The 15,186-nt window shown below is 59.3% G+C and carries 17 protein-coding genes; 12 read left to right on the top strand and 5 right to left on the bottom strand.

Annotation, left to right across the window (positions count from 1 at the left end; translation table 11 throughout):
* Positions 1-300: 300 nt before the first annotated feature.
* The 4 genes from PH605_RS08750 to PH605_RS08765 all read left to right on the top strand — a co-directional run bounded on the left by PH605_RS08750 (position 301) and on the right by PH605_RS08765 (position 3,585).
* Positions 301-1,548 (top strand): GGDEF domain-containing protein, encoded by a 1,248-nt coding sequence (locus PH605_RS08750; protein ID WP_065653992.1) that lies wholly within the window; start codon positions 301-303, stop codon positions 1,546-1,548.
* A gap of 83 nt (positions 1,549-1,631) precedes the next feature.
* Positions 1,632-2,885 (top strand): cytochrome P450, encoded by a 1,254-nt coding sequence (locus PH605_RS08755; RefSeq protein ID WP_161987839.1) that lies wholly within the window; start codon positions 1,632-1,634, stop codon positions 2,883-2,885.
* A gap of 65 nt (positions 2,886-2,950) precedes the next feature.
* Positions 2,951-3,202, top strand: a complete 252-nt coding sequence (locus PH605_RS08760; RefSeq protein ID WP_142844875.1) for a hypothetical protein — start codon at positions 2,951-2,953, stop codon at positions 3,200-3,202.
* Complete coding sequence (locus PH605_RS08765; RefSeq protein ID WP_059752628.1) at positions 3,199-3,585, top strand: type II toxin-antitoxin system VapC family toxin; 387 nt, start codon at positions 3,199-3,201, stop codon at positions 3,583-3,585. Before PH605_RS08760 ends, PH605_RS08765 begins: the two co-directional genes overlap by 4 nt.
* A 7-nt stretch (positions 3,586-3,592) precedes the next feature.
* Here PH605_RS08765 and PH605_RS08770 read toward each other — a convergent pair whose 3' ends face one another.
* The 4 genes from PH605_RS08770 to PH605_RS08785 all read right to left on the bottom strand — a co-directional run bounded on the left by PH605_RS08770 (position 3,593) and on the right by PH605_RS08785 (position 6,504).
* On the bottom strand, positions 3,593-3,934 hold the full coding sequence (locus PH605_RS08770) for a cupin domain-containing protein (protein ID WP_142844874.1): 342 nt from the start codon (positions 3,932-3,934) through the stop codon (positions 3,593-3,595).
* Positions 3,935-4,048: 114 nt separating this feature from the next.
* The gene (locus PH605_RS08775; RefSeq protein WP_125145968.1) at positions 4,049-4,561 is read right to left on the bottom strand and encodes a hypothetical protein; all 513 of its coding nucleotides are present in this window, start codon (positions 4,559-4,561) and stop codon (positions 4,049-4,051) included.
* A 150-nt stretch (positions 4,562-4,711) separates the two neighbouring features.
* Positions 4,712-5,995, bottom strand: a complete 1,284-nt coding sequence (locus PH605_RS08780) for an O-acetylhomoserine aminocarboxypropyltransferase (RefSeq protein WP_142844873.1) — start codon at positions 5,993-5,995, stop codon at positions 4,712-4,714.
* A gap of 74 nt (positions 5,996-6,069) precedes the next feature.
* Entirely contained in the window at positions 6,070-6,504 is a 435-nt protein-coding gene (locus PH605_RS08785) for a CoA-binding protein (protein WP_125145969.1), read from the bottom strand.
* A 906-nt stretch (positions 6,505-7,410) separates the two neighbouring features.
* On the opposite strand from PH605_RS08785, the gene PH605_RS08790 reads away from it, so the two are divergent.
* The 6 genes from PH605_RS08790 (at position 7,411) to PH605_RS08815 (ending at position 12,378) form a co-directional block, all read left to right on the top strand.
* On the top strand, positions 7,411-8,247 hold the full coding sequence (locus tag PH605_RS08790; protein ID WP_142844872.1) for an EamA family transporter: 837 nt from the start codon (positions 7,411-7,413) through the stop codon (positions 8,245-8,247).
* A gap of 252 nt (positions 8,248-8,499) precedes the next feature.
* Positions 8,500-8,964: a 50S ribosomal protein L13 gene (rplM, locus tag PH605_RS08795; RefSeq protein ID WP_003502335.1), complete on the top strand. Its 465-nt coding sequence runs from the start codon at positions 8,500-8,502 to the stop codon at positions 8,962-8,964.
* Positions 8,965-8,966: 2 nt separating this feature from the next.
* Entirely contained in the window at positions 8,967-9,434 is a 468-nt protein-coding gene (gene rpsI / locus PH605_RS08800; protein WP_003521540.1) for a 30S ribosomal protein S9, read from the top strand.
* 131 nt (positions 9,435-9,565) lie between these two features.
* Complete coding sequence (gene speB, locus PH605_RS08805; protein ID WP_142844871.1) at positions 9,566-10,519, top strand: agmatinase; 954 nt, start codon at positions 9,566-9,568, stop codon at positions 10,517-10,519.
* A 70-nt stretch (positions 10,520-10,589) separates the two neighbouring features.
* Entirely contained in the window at positions 10,590-11,522 is a 933-nt protein-coding gene (gene argC, locus PH605_RS08810) for an N-acetyl-gamma-glutamyl-phosphate reductase (RefSeq protein ID WP_142844870.1), read from the top strand.
* A gap of 10 nt (positions 11,523-11,532) precedes the next feature.
* Positions 11,533-12,378, top strand: coding sequence for an aminoglycoside phosphotransferase family protein (locus PH605_RS08815; protein WP_142844869.1), 846 nt, complete (start codon positions 11,533-11,535; stop codon positions 12,376-12,378).
* Between the two features lie 6 nt (positions 12,379-12,384).
* Here PH605_RS08815 and PH605_RS08820 read toward each other — a convergent pair whose 3' ends face one another.
* Positions 12,385-13,488: a COX15/CtaA family protein gene (locus tag PH605_RS08820; RefSeq protein WP_162856831.1), complete on the bottom strand. Its 1,104-nt coding sequence runs from the start codon at positions 13,486-13,488 to the stop codon at positions 12,385-12,387.
* A 143-nt stretch (positions 13,489-13,631) separates the two neighbouring features.
* Here PH605_RS08820 and PH605_RS08825 point away from each other — a divergent pair, with 143 nt between their 5' ends.
* Positions 13,632-13,844: a DUF2842 domain-containing protein gene (locus PH605_RS08825; protein WP_020811154.1), complete on the top strand. Its 213-nt coding sequence runs from the start codon at positions 13,632-13,634 to the stop codon at positions 13,842-13,844.
* 97 nt (positions 13,845-13,941) lie between these two features.
* Positions 13,942-15,168, top strand: a complete 1,227-nt coding sequence (gene uppA / locus PH605_RS08830; protein ID WP_142844867.1) for a polysaccharide biosynthesis GNAT family N-acetyltransferase UppA — start codon at positions 13,942-13,944, stop codon at positions 15,166-15,168.
* The last annotated feature ends 18 nt before the right edge of the window (positions 15,169-15,186 follow it).

Below are 15,186 nucleotides of genomic sequence, written 5' to 3' on the forward strand. Positions count from 1 at the left end.
GGCCGAGGTTGACAGGGCTTTCGGTCCGGGCGGCGCCAGCGGGGCCTCTTTCCCCCGCTGCCACCATTTTTTTACTATGGCAGGCGACGACGGCAAAAATCGCCCGCCATGCACAGATATAACTTCTCACCGGCAAGAACTCGTTAGTATTTGCTGCCGATACTGGCCAGCGAATTTCCGGTTCCCTTTGGGGAATGGGCCCACCGGGCGAAATGGCAGCTCAACAATTCCAGCGGGCATAACGCACCTCGTGCGAAAGAGCCCGCTTTTATCGCATTATGGCGCAGATAGGATTTTGCAATGCTGGATGCAAAGACGAGCACGCTACTGTGGGCGGCGGAAACGTTCACCCTTGCCGTGCTTTTGGGAACGCTGTGGCTGCACCGCCCTTCCCGCCGGCATAATCTCTTTTTCGCCGCCGGTTTCCTCGCCACGGGCTTCGGCGCTGTCATGGTGGCGTTTCGCGGGGATATTTCCAGTTTTCTGTCCATCCAGGTCGGCAATACGCTCGCACTTTCCGCCTTCGGTTTCTGGCTTGCGGGCCTGCTGTGCTTCGAACAGCGGAAAATCGGCGGCTGGGTCGCCATTCCGGCTCTCCTGTGGATCGCCGGAATGTTCCTGCCGCCCGTGCGTGAAAACATGGTGGCCCGCATCCTGCTTTATCACGCCAGTGCGGCCACGGGTTATTTCATGCTCGCCGGCGTCCTTCTGGCCAGCAAGGCGCGCGCCTCACGCAGCCGCCGGGTTCTGGCCGCGATCCTGATCCTGCAGGCTTTTGCCGGGGCGTTCGTCGCATCCATCGTCATCCCCGTCAATGCCGCCATCCCCAACGCCATTCCCATGACATCGGCGCTTGCCCTCTCCGGCATGCTCGGCTTCACGGCCATCATCATGATCAGCGCCAAGATCATCATGGAGGATACGGAAAGCCGCCTCCATCGCCTCGCCATGACCGATCATCTGACCGGCGTTCTCAACCGGCGCGGCCTGCTGGAGGAGTTCGAGCGTATCAAGAAAAGGTCGCCGGCCTCCAGCCGTTACGTGGCTCTGGTGCTGTTCGATATCGACCATTTCAAGAAGATCAACGACAGATACGGCCACCAGTCCGGCGATGCGGTCCTCGTGCATTTTTGCAATATCGCCCAGCGCGCAATCGGCGATCGCGGCCTTTTCGTCAGGATGGGAGGCGAGGAATTCGCGCTGGTTGCCGAAGTCGAAAGCCCTTCCAGCACGGCGACGCTTGCGGAAGCCATCCGCAGCAATCTGCGCCTTTCGAAGATCAGTTCGCGCGGTGAAGCCATCGAGGTGACCACCAGCGTCGGCATATCGGAAGCCATGATCAAGGACGCCGACCTCAACACGATGATGACGGAAGCCGACCGCGCGCTCTATGCCGCCAAGAAGGCCGGGCGCAACCGGACCGTCATCCATGTCAATTCGGCCAATGTCGTCGTGCCCGCCTCGGACCGTGACGAAAATCCGATGGACAACAATGCCGACCGCCAGGTCGCGGCGCTGAACCGGATAGCCGCCATTGCCAGCCGGTGACGATGTAATCACCCAGTGACAGGCATAGAGGTATCCGGAAGGGATTTCCCTCCCTTCCCAAAGCGCCGCGCGCGGAATAGACCATGGGCATGACAGCGACATTTCCGTTTCTCAAAATCGATCCCGCCACCCGCCGCATTTCCCTTGATGCCCGCGACCCGGCTTTCTACAGCGATCCGAACCCGGTCTATGCGGCCCTGCACGCTGAATGTCCCACCTTCTACTGGGAAGAACAGCGGCAATGGTTTTTCACCGGATACGACCACGTGAGCGCGCTGTTGCGCGACCGCCGCTTCGGGCGGCAGATCCTGCATGTGGCAAGCCGCGAAGAGATCGGCCTGGCGGAGCCGCTGGAACATGTGAAGCATTTCGATGCTGCCGAGCAGCATTCGCTTCTGGAACTGGAACCGCCGGAGCACACGCGGCTGCGCACGCTCATCAACCGCGCCTTCGTGTCGCGGCACGTCGACAAGATGAAGCCGGAAATCGAGGAACTCGCCAACCGTCTGATCGACGCCTTCGAAAGCAAGGGCGAGACGGAACTGCTCTCTTCCTATGCCGATATCATTCCGGTGACGATGATCGCCCGCATGATCGGCATTCCCGAGGAGATGGGGCCGCAGCTTCTGAAATGGTCGCATGCCTATGTCGGCATGTATATGTTCAAACGCACGCCGGAAGATGAGCTGCTGGCCGACAGGGCCGCGCATGAGTTTTCAGACTATGTGCGCAGCGTGATCGCCGAGCGGCGGGCGGAGCCGAAGGACGATCTGCTGAGCCACATGATCCATACGGAGCACAAGGGCCAGTATCTGACCGACGACGAGCTCATCTCCACCACCATCGTGCTGTTGAATGCCGGGCACGAGGCGACCGTGCACCAGATCGGCAATTCCGTGCGCATCATTCTGGAAAGCGGCATCTCCCCCGAGACGCTGTTTAACGACGATGCCGCCACGGAACGCACGGTGGAAGAAACCCTGCGCATCTGCGCGCCGGTGCATATTTTCCAGCGCTGGGTTCTGGAGCCCGTCGAAATCGACGGCGTCGCGTTCAAGCGCGGCGACAAGGTCAGCCTCATCCTCGCCGCCGCCAATCTCGATCCGGCAAAATTTTCCGATCCCCTGACCTTCCGGCCGGACCGCAACGAGGGCGCCAACGTCTCCTTCGGCGCCGGCATCCATTTCTGCATCGGCGCGCCGCTGGCAAGGCTGGAGCTCAATCTTGCCCTGCCCCTGCTTTTCAAACGCCTGCCGGGCCTGAAGATCGCCGAGCCGCCCAGGGTCAAGGATGTCTATCATTTCCATGGTCTGGAGCGGCTCGATCTGGCGTGGTGAAGTAGTTTTTTTATCATCCCCGATGCGCTATGGTATTTTCGTCCAATAGTGATGAGGCAAATGCCTTGGCAACCAAGTCGAAGAAAAAAACGGATATGACGCTGCCCACTCCGGTCGTTTTTACCGAACTGGAGGCGCATCTTGAGAGACTATCGCGTCAATTGGATGCGGTGGGTCTTTCGGAGAGTAAGTCGGGCTCTGTTCCACACGAAAAACGCCGACGCGTTCCGGGGCGTTTCAAGGGCGTGCTCGTCGTCGGACCTGAGTTCTTCGAACCGCTGACGGAAGACGAACTTAAAGAGTTCGAGACCGAATGAAATATCTACTGGATACCCATGCACTGCTTTGGTGGCTGAATGACCATGACCGGCTTTCGCCGGATGCGCGCGAAATCATCAGCGACCCCAATAATGACCTCTATGTGAGCGCGGCTTCGGCATGGGAAATTGCCACGAAATTCGCACGAGGCCGTTTGCCCGGTGCGTCGCTCATACTTCCTGATTTTGCGGGTGTAATCGAACAGGAAGGCTTTCTCGAACTTCCCATCAACAGCGCTCATATGGTTCGAAGCGCCATGCTGCCGGGCGAACACCGCGATCCGTTCGATCGAATTCTTGCGGCTCAATCTATTTTAGAAAACATGGCATTGATATCTATCGACGAGAAAATTCCATCGCTCGGCGTCATGACACGCTGGTAGCGCGCCATCAGAGCCGGATGACATAATCCTTCCGCGTCGTCTCGACGACCTCCCACGTGCCCGTAAAGCTAGGACGCAGGATAACGCGGTCGCCCGGTCTCAGATCGCGCGGCGCACCGCCGTCTTCGGTCAGGATGGAATGGCCTTCGAGAACGTTGAAATATTCCCATTCGTCATAGACCACCCGCCATTTGCCGGGCGTGGACTGCCAGATGCCGGCATAGATGCCGCCCGGAGCTTCCTCGATATTCCATGTGGTGAATTTGGGATCGCCGGAAATCAGTCTTTCCGGGGCGGGTGCACCGTATTCCAGCTCGGCGATATCATCGAAGGACAGAAAATTCGTCATGACGTCCCCTGTCCGTCAAATATGGTTGGCCATACAGCTTTGCTCAATTCTGAGCGCTTCGTCAAACAGTCTTGGGTATTCCGGTTGGGCGTTACCGCCGAGGAAATGAGACGCCTACTCCATCTTCGTCCAGCCGAAAACCAGCCAGGTGTATTTCGACTTCTTGTCGGGTTCAGCGGTGTACGTCATCTGTATATCGCCGTCCTTCGCGTAGATATCGAGCCGGGGCGCGGTATCCAGCTTCAGCCACAGCGAACTCTTGTCAAAGGACCATGTGCCGCACCAGACGCATGAACCTGAGGGATCGCCGGGTTGATGAAAATTGTAGCGACCGTCCGCGGTGATCTCCAGATAATCAAACGCGGAGTAAAATGTCGTCACCGTTTCTTGGAACAGTGTCGCATCCGCTTCCTGCTGGGCGGTGGGCGCAGTCTTCATATTGCGCGGCGGGCGGCTGGTCGCACCGGTGAGCTTCCATTTTCCGACAAAATCCTGCTGCGTCGGGAAATATTCCGCCCCGGCCTTTGCCGGCGAAGCCGAAGCTACGACCGGTATGTCAGCCACACCCGCGACCCCGATCGCAAGGAGAAGGGCGACAATACGAAGCATTCCGGTTCGGGTTTTCATATGGCGTATCTTTCGCGATGGGACGGCGGGGGCCTTCACTCAAATCCGCTGCCGCCGAAAGCACCCTGTTTTCATGGTTCCGGCGGCCGCTCAATCACACTAAAATTTGCTTGGTGTCACGCGGTCACCAGACTCGCATGAGCCGCCACATCAGACCTTGGCGAGCGATTGCTCGAGATCGGCGATGATGTCCTTGACGTCCTCGATACCGACCGACAGGCGAACCACATCCGGCCCGGCGCCGGCGGCCGTCTGCTGTTCCGGTGTCAGCTGCGCATGGGTGGTGGAGGCCGGGTGGATGACGAGAGAGCGAGTGTCGCCGATATTGGCGAGATGGGAGAAGAGTTGCAGTCCTTCCACCAGCGCCTTGCCGGCCGCATAACCACCCTTGACGCCGAAGGTGAAGACGGAGCCCGCCCCCTTTGGCGAATAATGCTGCTGGATAGCGTGGTTATCGCTGTCTTCCAGCCCCGCATAATGCACCCAGCCAACCTTGGGATGCGCCTTCAGCCATTTCGCGACGGCAAGCGCATTGTCGGAATGGCGCTGAACGCGCAGCGGCAGCGTCTCGATGCCGGTCAGGATGAGGAAGGCGTTGAAGGGCGAGATCGCCGGGCCGAGGTCACGCAAGCCAAGCACACGGCAGGCGATGGCGAAGGCGAAATTGCCGAAGGTCTGGTGCAGCACGACGCCGGAATATTCCGGCCGGGGCTGTGACAGGGCCGGATATCGGTCCGTCGCCGACCAGTCGAAGGTTCCGCCGTCCACGATGATGCCGCCCATGGAGTTGCCATGGCCGCCGAGGAATTTCGTCAGCGAATGCAGCACGATATCCGCGCCGTGTTCCAGCGGCCGCAGCAGATAGGGGCTCGCCATGGTGTTGTCGACAATCAGCGGCAGGCCATGCCGATGGGCAACATCGGCGATTGCGGCGATATCCACGAAATTTCCGCCCGGATTGGCAAGGCTTTCGATGAAGACGGCGCGCGTGCGCTCGTCGATCTGCGCCTCGAAGCTGGCCGGATCGGTGGCGTCGGCCCAGCGGACCTGCCAGTCGAAGCCCTTGAAGGCATGGCCGAACTGGTTGATCGAGCCGCCATAGAGCTGGCGGGCGGCGACGAAATTGTCGCCGGATTGCAGCAGCGTATGGAAGACCAGCAATTGCGCGGCATGGCCGGACGCGACGGCAAGCGCGGCCGTGCCGCCCTCAAGTGCTGCCACGCGCTCTTCCAGAACCGCCTGGGTGGGGTTCATGATGCGGGTGTAGATATTGCCGAACTCTTTCAGTCCGAACAGGGCGGCGGCGTGATCGGCGTCGCGGAAAGCATAGGCCGTGGTCTGATAAATGGGCGTGGCACGCGCGCCGGTGGTCGGATCGGGTTGCGCGCCCGCATGAACGGCCAGCGTCGAAAACCCGGGATTGCTGCTCGGCATGATGTTTCCTCCAATTGGAATTTCGGAGGGATCATAATGCCTTGCCGCCAAATGATAAGTCCGATCCGTACCAACTATCGCACAATATTGAGACGGGGATACTCAATTGCAGGGCAACGATCCATCACGACTTCCATACCGTAGGCTTCCGCCTTGGCGGCGGCATTGTCATCGCGAACGGAAAGCTGGCCCCAGATTACCGTTGGCCGCTCCGGCAGTAAGATCGCCTCCTCGACGATTGCCGACAAATATTCCGGCGCCCGGAAAACGTCGATCATGTCCACCGGCTCGGGAATATCGGCGAGTTTGGCATAGACCTTCTGCCCCAATATCTCCTTGCCTGCCTGGCCGGGATTGACCGGAAACACACGATACCCCCTGGACAGCAGGAAGCGCATCACGCCGTGGCTCGGCCTGTCCGGGTTGGGCGAAGCACCGAGCAGGGCGATGGTTTTGACATCGGTCAGAATTCTTCTGAGGTAGTCGGGCTCGTAACTATCATGCTGCATGTCAACTTATCCCTTCTGGAGCGTCGCATGGTTTGAAGAATACCAATGCAGCTGCGCCATTTAAAAGCGCCGCGAGCATAGCGTCTCCCGCATAATTCCACCGACACATACCTGACGCTACCGGTTGCGTCCCCCCCTCCATCTAGGAAGGTTCTTCGCTCTCTGGAACCCCTGCACGGCTGAAAAATTGCCGCTGCGGCAGACACCTCGCCGCGCAGCGGAACGGTTTCGCCCACGCAAAATGATTTCACCAAACGCCGGAATGGCGGTTGTACTGACTATTTTTGTCCAGTTTTCAAAATGGCGCGAATTGGCGCAAATAAGGGCCAAAACAACATTAGCGTGCAATTCATGCGCTCTTCGTCTCCTGTTTGTTTTCATTCCGTTCACAGGAAAATTAGAGATACCTAATTTTCAGAAAGTTATTCTGCAAATCAAACTACATACAAACCTACAACGTTACAGATTCCGATTCATGGAAGATATGAAATTGTTTTTCACGCGCACGGTGGTCCGATTAATACATCTTGCGCCCAAAGCGTCCTAGCGCACTGCGCACCAATATTTGACAAATTTGGTAGTATTTTCAGTGAAAATTCGCTTCGAGGCGAAACCAGAAGCTGTGCGTCGGACGCTCATGCCTCCATCTGGCGGATGAAATCATGAGCAGAACGTCATATCATCCCGGCGCAAAATCATTCCCCGGCGCCATGACATGCACAAAGCATAAATTTTACGCGCGTTGCAGTTTCCGCGGTGACCACATGCCGCTTGCGGGCGGTTTCCCGTGCGCAAAAAGCGTGCTCGAGCAATCGGCAAAGGCTTGCCGCCCTCGCCGAAAATCGATTCCGGTTTTCAAGCCGATGCTGTAGGTTGCTCAAAGTAGCCCGCGAGCGAGTCTCTATTGTGACATTTGACATTCTTCTTCTGGTGCTCCTAGGCGCGATGCTGCATGCCGGATGGAATGCGCTGGTCAAAGCCGGATCCGACAAATCGCTGGACGCCTCGCTGATCGCGGCGGGCGCTGCGGCCTGTTCGCTACCGTTTCTGCCTTTCCTGCCATTTCCCGCGCCGGTCGCCATTCCTTTCCTGATCGCTTCGGCCGTTCTGCAATTCGCCTATTTCCGGCTTGTCGCCGCCGCCTATACGATCGGTGACATCGGCCTTGTCTATCCCGTCATGCGCGGCGTGGCGCCCCTGATCGTCGCGGCGACGAGCAGCCTGTTCCTGAGCGAGATTTTAAGCCCGCTGGCCCTTGCCGGCATCGCCGTCATCTCCGGCGGCATCCTGACGCTCGCTTTCGAGGCGCGGCGCGGTGGCGGAAAGGCGATCATGGTCGCCCTGCTCAACGCCTTCGTGATCGCGTCCTACACCTTCGTCGACGGTGTCGGCGCAAGGCTTTCCGGCAACGCCATCTCCTATACGCTGTGGATGTCGCTTCTGCCGCCCGTGCTGCTTTTCGGTTTTGCCTTCTACCAGCGCGGTGTGGGCCCGGTCGCGGACCATGTCCGGCGCAACTGGTGGCGCGGCCTGATCGGTGGCGTCGGCTCCATTCTCTCCTATGGGCTGGCACTTTACGCCATGACCAAAGCGCCCGTCGCCGTGGTCGCGGCGCTCCGGGAAACCTCCATTCTCTTTGCGCTGGTGATCTCCGTGGTGATCCTGAAAGAACGTGCCAGCATCTGGCGTTATCTTGCCGGAGGCATCATTGCAGCGGGCGTTCTGGTGATGCGACTGGGGTAAAACAGGGTCGCTCGGTGAGGTAAAATAATACCCCATTATCAAACCATTGTTTTTGCTATCTTATTTTTGCGACCTTCAGAATCCGTCATATTGACGCTTTCGCCCGCGCACCGTATAAGCGCGCCAGATCGGATTCCAGCCGGAATAGGGTCATTTGCGGTTGCCTTTGACGGCAACCAAACCAAGCAACAAGAAACGCCCGTATGCTCTTTCATAAAGAGGATGACGGGTCCACATTAGAAAGTGAAATCCATGTCTACTTTCGTTCAGAAGCCTGCTGAGGTGGAGAAGAAGTGGGTCATCATCGACGCCGAAGGCCTCGTTGTTGGTCGCCTCGCCACCATCGTTGCAACCCGCCTGCGCGGCAAGCACAAGGCTACCTACACCCCCCACGTTGATGATGGCGACAACGTCATCGTTATCAACGCGGAAAAGGTTGCCTTCACCGGCAACAAGTACTCCGACAAGAAGTACTACTGGCACACCGGTCACCCGGGTGGCATCAAGGAGCGTACGGCTCGCCAGATCATCGAAGGCCGCTTCCCGGAGCGCGTCGTTGAAAAGGCCATCGAGCGCATGATCCCGCGCGGCCCGCTCGGCCGTCGCCAGATGAAGAACCTGCGCGTTTACGCCGGCTCGAACCATCCGCACGAAGCACAGCAGCCCACCGTTCTCGACGTGGCCGCGCTTAACAAGAAGAACGTAAGGAGCGCCTGATAATGGCCGATCTTTCCTCTCTGAAAGACCTCGCCCCGGCATCGGAAGCTTCGGCTCCCGTGCATGTCCGCAAGGTTGACACCCTCGGCCGCTCCTACGCGACCGGCAAGCGCAAGAACGCCGTAGCCCGCGTATGGGTCAAGGCCGGTTCTGGCAAGATCATCATCAACGGCCGCGATTTCACCACGTATTTCGCACGTCCGGTTCTGCAGATGATCCTTCAGCAGCCGATCGTCGCCGCTGCCCGCACGGGTCAGTTCGACATCATCGCCACCGTTGCCGGTGGTGGTCTGTCCGGTCAGGCCGGCGCCGTTCGTCACGGCCTGTCCAAGGCCCTCACCTACTTCGAACCGGGCCTGCGCTCCGTTCTGAAGAAGGGTGGCTTCCTGACCCGCGACAGCCGCGTTGTCGAGCGTAAGAAGTACGGTAAGGCCAAGGCCCGCCGTTCGTTCCAGTTCTCGAAGCGCTAATTGCTTCTCAGAACGGTTCATTCAGAACTTCGAAAGGCGGGGCTTCGGCTCCGCCTTTTTTTCATGGTCTGCTCCCTTGTTTTTTCAGCAGGAAGACAGCAACCTCGGCGCAAATCGCAATGGGGTGATCAATGCCGTCCAAAACCATCGACCATGCCTTCACCGCAACGACCCTGACATCGGCCGCCACCGACCCGACCCATGCGGGCGTCCTCTCTTTCATGCGGCGCAAATATACCAAGAACCTCAAGGGCGTATCGACGGCCATCTGGGGCATTCCCTTCGATGCGGCCACCTCCAATCGGCCGGGCGCCCGTTTCGGGCCGCAGGCGATCCGCCGGGCTTCGGCGATCTTCGACAACGATCCGCAATATCCCTTCGCGCGCGATCTTTTCGCCCATATGCCGACCATCGACTATGGTGACTGTCTGCTCGACTATGGCAATCACTGGAAAACGCCTGATACGATCGAAAAAGAAGCGCGCCGGATCATTTCCAAAACAGATTATCTGCTGACGCTCGGCGGCGATCACTTCATTACCTGGCCGCTTTTAAAGGCGCATGTGGCCAAACATGGGCCATTGGCGCTTGTGCAGTTCGATGCGCATCAGGACACCTGGTTCGACGACGGCAAGCGCATCGACCACGGCTCCTTCGTGGCCCGCGCCGTGCGGGATGGACTGATTGACCCTGATCGGTCGATCCAGATCGGCATCCGCACCCATGCGCCTGACGATTTCGGCATTCGCATTCTCCCCGGTTACGAGGTGGAGGAAATGCGGGCGAGCGATATCGCCTCGCTGATCGTCAAGCACACGGCCGGCATGCCCGCCTATCTGACCTTCGATATCGACTGCCTCGATCCTGCCTTTGCGCCGGGAACCGGAACGCCGGTGGCCGGCGGGCCGACCAGTGCCAAAATTCTCTCCGTTCTGCGCGGGCTTGGCCAGCTTGATATTCGCGGCTCGGACGTCGTGGAGGTAGCACCCGCATATGACCATGCCGATATTACCGCCATTGCCGGAGCCACCGTTGCAATGTATATGCTTGGCCTGCGCGCCGAACGGCTGGACAAGGCCGGCTGATAAGGAAGCCGGCGCCTGCCAAACTGATTCCGATTACCCTCGCAACCCTTTGAAAAGTCAGGACAAGGACATGACAGCGAAGATCTTCATCGATGGCGAACACGGCACCACGGGTCTGCAGATCCGCACGCGCCTTGCCGGTCGCCGCGATATTGAGCTGCTGTCCATACCCGAGGCCGAGCGCCGCAATGCGGCGATGCGCGAGGATATGCTCAACAATGCCGACATTTCGATCCTCTGCCTGCCGGACGATGCTTCCCGGGAAGCGGTCTCAATGGTGGCCGGCAATAACAATGTCCGCATCATCGATACCTCGACCGCCTATCGCGTTCACCAAGACTGGGCCTATGGCTTTGCCGAAATGGACAAGGAACAGGGCGAGAAGGTTCGTTCCGCCCGTCTCGTCGCCAATCCGGGCTGCTACCCGACCGGTGCTATCGCCCTTATTCGCCCGCTGCGCGCCGCAGGCCTGCTGCCGGACGGTTATCCGGTCAGCGTCAATGCGGTTTCCGGTTACACCGGCGGCGGCAAGCAGATGATCGCCCAGATGGAAGACCAGAGTCGCGATGACGCAATCAGCGCCAATAATTTCCTCTATGGCCTGACGCTCAAGCACAAGCATGTGCCGGAAATGACCATTCATGGCCAGCTCAACCGCGCACCGCTGTTTTCGCCTTCCGTCGGTCGTTTCCCGCAGGGCATGATCGTGCAGGTGCCGCTGTTTGCCGCCGACCTGAAGGAAGGCGCGACCGTCGAAACGATCCATGCGGCGCTGACCGCCCATTATGCGGGACAGGACATCGTCAATGTGGTGCCGCTTGCCGAAAGCAAGGGGCTCGCTCGCATCGACGCCGAGGAACTGGCGGGCAAGGACACGATGAAACTCTTCGTCTTCGGTACGCCGGGCGGCGAACACATCAACCTCGTCGCGCTGCTCGACAATCTCGGCAAGGGCGCATCCGGTGCTGCCGTGCAGAACATGGAACTGATGCTCTCCGCATGAGGCTTTTCTCATGAAGATTGCCCCACCCTCTTTTCCGGCCTCGTGGAATATCGAGGCCGCGAAACCTATTGCCGATACGCCGGCCGGGGTGGTTTACGAGCTTACGCGCGGCGACGGTTCGCTTGCCGTCGCCAAGGTTCTGAAAAAGAAAGTACTGAAGGACAGCCTTCGCGGCGCGGATTTCATTAAATGGCGCGCCGGCATCGGCTGCGTGGAGCTGCTCGACCGCTCCGACGATATTCTGCTGATGGAACATGCCGGCACGGAGACCCTGCGCGACGTGCTGTTTCGCGACGGCAATGACAATGCCACCACGGAGATCGCCGCCGATGTCCTGCTCAGATATCATCAGCCATCGCAGCAGCCGCCGCCTTCAAGCCTGCTGACGCTGCCGCTCTATTTTGAGAGCCTGTTCCGCAAGGCCGAACAGGACCGTACTGACGGCGTGGACAGCCCCTATATCGAGGGCGCCGCGCTGGCGCAGGCACTGATCGACCGGCAGCGAGATATCAAGCCGCTGCACGGCGATCTGCATCACGAGAACATCATGCGCAGTGAACGCGGCTGGATCATCATCGACCCGGCCGGCCTGATCGGCGATGCGGCGCTCGATGTCGCCAATATGTTCTCCAATCCGCTCGACCGTTTCGACCTTACCCGCAGCGAGGCGCGCATCGCCTCAATGGCAGCGATTTTTGCGAAGGCTCTGCAACGGGACGAACGGCTATTGCTGCAATACGCCTTTGCCTATGGCTGCCTTTCTGCCGCGTGGCACGAAGAGGATGGCAATGCGGAGGAACGCGACAACGAACTCGCCGTCGCGGCCACCATCAAAACGGTGCTCGGGCAGTTCTAAGCCGCCTCAGTCCCTGACTTCGACCGCAACGGGCGCCGGATATTCGCCGATGAAACCGCGCCAGTGGGCGACGGCGAAACCGAGCACGATCAGCGCCATGCCCTGATGGGCGAGCGCGATGTGAATATCCACATGCATGAGCAGCGTGGTGATGCCGAGCGCCGCCTGAATGGAGACGAGCACGAAGAACAGCACCGCGCGGCGGGCATGCGGTGTATTGGGCAAGGCGCGCGCCATAGACACCATATGCCACAGCGTGGCGGCAAACAGCGTGTAGGCGCCGAGGCGGTGGACGAATTGCACCGTCTTGGGGTTCTCGAAGAGGTTGATCCACCAGGGCTGTTGCAGGAAGAGGTCGCCCGGCACCAGCGAGCCGTCCATCAGCGGCCAGGTATTATAGGAAAGGCCGGCATTCAGCCCCGCCACCAATGCGCCGAGATAGATCTGGAAGAGACAGAGCACCGTCAGCAGCGCGGCAAAACCCCTGCCCGTCTTTTCGTCGGCGGCATCAGGCGAATGATGCGATAGTCCGCGCAAAATCCACATGCAGCCCGCAAAGATGAGGCAGGCGATGGTCAGATGTGTGGCAAGGCGATATTGCGAGACGTCGGTGCGGTTGACGAGGCCGGAAGAGACCATCCACCAGCCGATGAAGCCCTGAAAGCCGCCAAGCGCCAGAAGGCCGACCAGCGGCAGGCGCAGGCGCTTTTCGACGCGGCCGGTGAGCCAGAAGAAGGCGAGCGGCAAAGCGAAGATGACGCCGATGGTGCGGGCAAGCAGGCGATGCGCCCATTCCCACCAGAAAATCGTCTTGAACTCGTCGAGCGACATGCCCTTGTTGATTTCCTGATATTGGGGAATGCGCTTGTAGAGCTGGAATTCCTCTTCCCATTCGGCGACTGAAAGCGGCGGAATGGCGCCGTGGATCGGCTTCCACTCGGTAATCGACAGGCCGGATTCGGTAAGCCGCGTGGCGCCGCCGACGAGGACCAGACAGAAGAGCGTGAAAAGCACGACGCGCAGCCAGATGCGCAGCAGGCGGCGGTCCTTCTCCTGTTTCTGCAGGGCAGCCTCCACCACGATTTCCGCAGAACCATTTGCCATCGTCATGCCGCTCGAACGCATCTTTCAGGTCTCCCTCATACAGTCATGTTGATTAGCCCCAACCGGCACCACAAAACAAGGCCTCAGGGTTTGCGGCATGCGGTCGCGGCGCTATAGTCCCGCGCAGATACTCAATGACGGAAGACTTCATGCACCCTCGCCTCAGATCGCTTATCGGCACCATCGTCATCATCTGCCTCGTCGTCGTTTACGCCGTGGTGGCGACGGCCATTGCATCGGCGGCGCTGGCGCAATCGCCCTGGTGGGTGCATCTCGCTTATTTCGTGCTGACCGGAATCTTGTGGGTTCTGCCGGCGATGCTGATCATCAAATGGATGGCCGGACCCAAAAAGCAGGGTTAAGCGCCAGCCATCGCATGACACCCTGAGGTCGCAATTTTATAAACCGATTGTTTGCCGCTCAGCGATATAGTCCGACCGAAACAACCGGAGAGAGTGGATGGCGGCTGAGGGGCCGGTCTTTATCAGCGATGAGCAAGCACCAGCCGCCGTGCAAAACGAGCGGCGGAGTGCTGATCGTCTGTTGATCGATCTGGTCGATGACGCCTCCACCATCCGCTCCGACTGGGAGCGATTGGAAAACGACCCGCTCAATTCGCTGCATCAGGGTTTCGGCTGGTGCTCCATCTGGGCGCAGACGCAGGACAGCGCGCTCCTGACGCTTCGCGGCCGGCAGGGCGGCAAGACGATCTTTCTGCTGCCACTCGAAATCGTACTGGAAGGCGGCATCCGCAAGGCGCGTTTTCCCGGCGGCCGTTTCAACAATATCAATACGGGGCTTTTCGACCCCTCCTTTGCCGAACAGGCCGGACAGGAAATCGCAGCAGCGATTGCCCGTGAGGCGCGGAAGCTGCTGCATGGCCGGGCCGATATTCTGGCCTTGCAGAACATACCGCTGACGTGGCGCGACAGGACCAATCCCCTCTCGCATCTTGCTTCCGTCGAAAACCAGAATCCGGCCTTCCAGCTTCCCCTGTTCGAAAGCTTCGAAGCCACGCTCCGGCAGGTCAATGCCAAGAGGCGACGGAAGAAATTCCGCATCCAGAGCCGAAGGGCAGAGGAAATGGGCGGTTACAGCCATGTGATCGCACGGTCGCCACAGGAAAAGTGCGAATTGCTGCAGGCGTTTTTCCGCCAGAAGGCCGCCCGTTTCGCCTCGCAGGGCATTCCGGATGTGTTTCGGGATCAATCGGTGCGGGATTTCTTCTACGATCTGGCCAATTTTCCCGAGACGGGCACGAACAGTCTGCTGGAATTGCATGCCATTCGCCTGCATGGCGAAAACGAGGGGGTCATCGCCGCGATCGCCGGCCTTTCGCGCAAGCAGGATCACATCATCTGCCAGTTCGGTTCGATCGATGAATCCGTTTCGGAACTCAGCCCCGGTGAATTGCTGTTCTGGCTGATGATCGAAAGGGCATGCCACGAAAAGGCGGCGATCTTCGATTTCGGCGTCGGCGACCAGCTTTATAAGCGCAGCTGGTGCCCGCTTTTCACCGTGCAGCACGATATATTCCTGCCGGTGACGTTGAAGGGTCGTGTTGCGGCCTCAGCCTATGTCGCCATCGCCCGGACGAAAAGCCTGATCAAATCCAATCCGGCGCTTTATGCGCTCATACAGCGTTTTCGCGCCGGACGCTCGAAGATGGACACCGCCACCGACTGAGCAGTTTTTTTGCCGCGT

The sequence above is a fragment of the Agrobacterium sp. CFBP 3001 genome (assembly GCF_027871605.1).
In the GTDB taxonomy this organism is placed as follows: Bacteria; Pseudomonadota; Alphaproteobacteria; order Rhizobiales; family Rhizobiaceae; genus Agrobacterium; species Agrobacterium leguminum.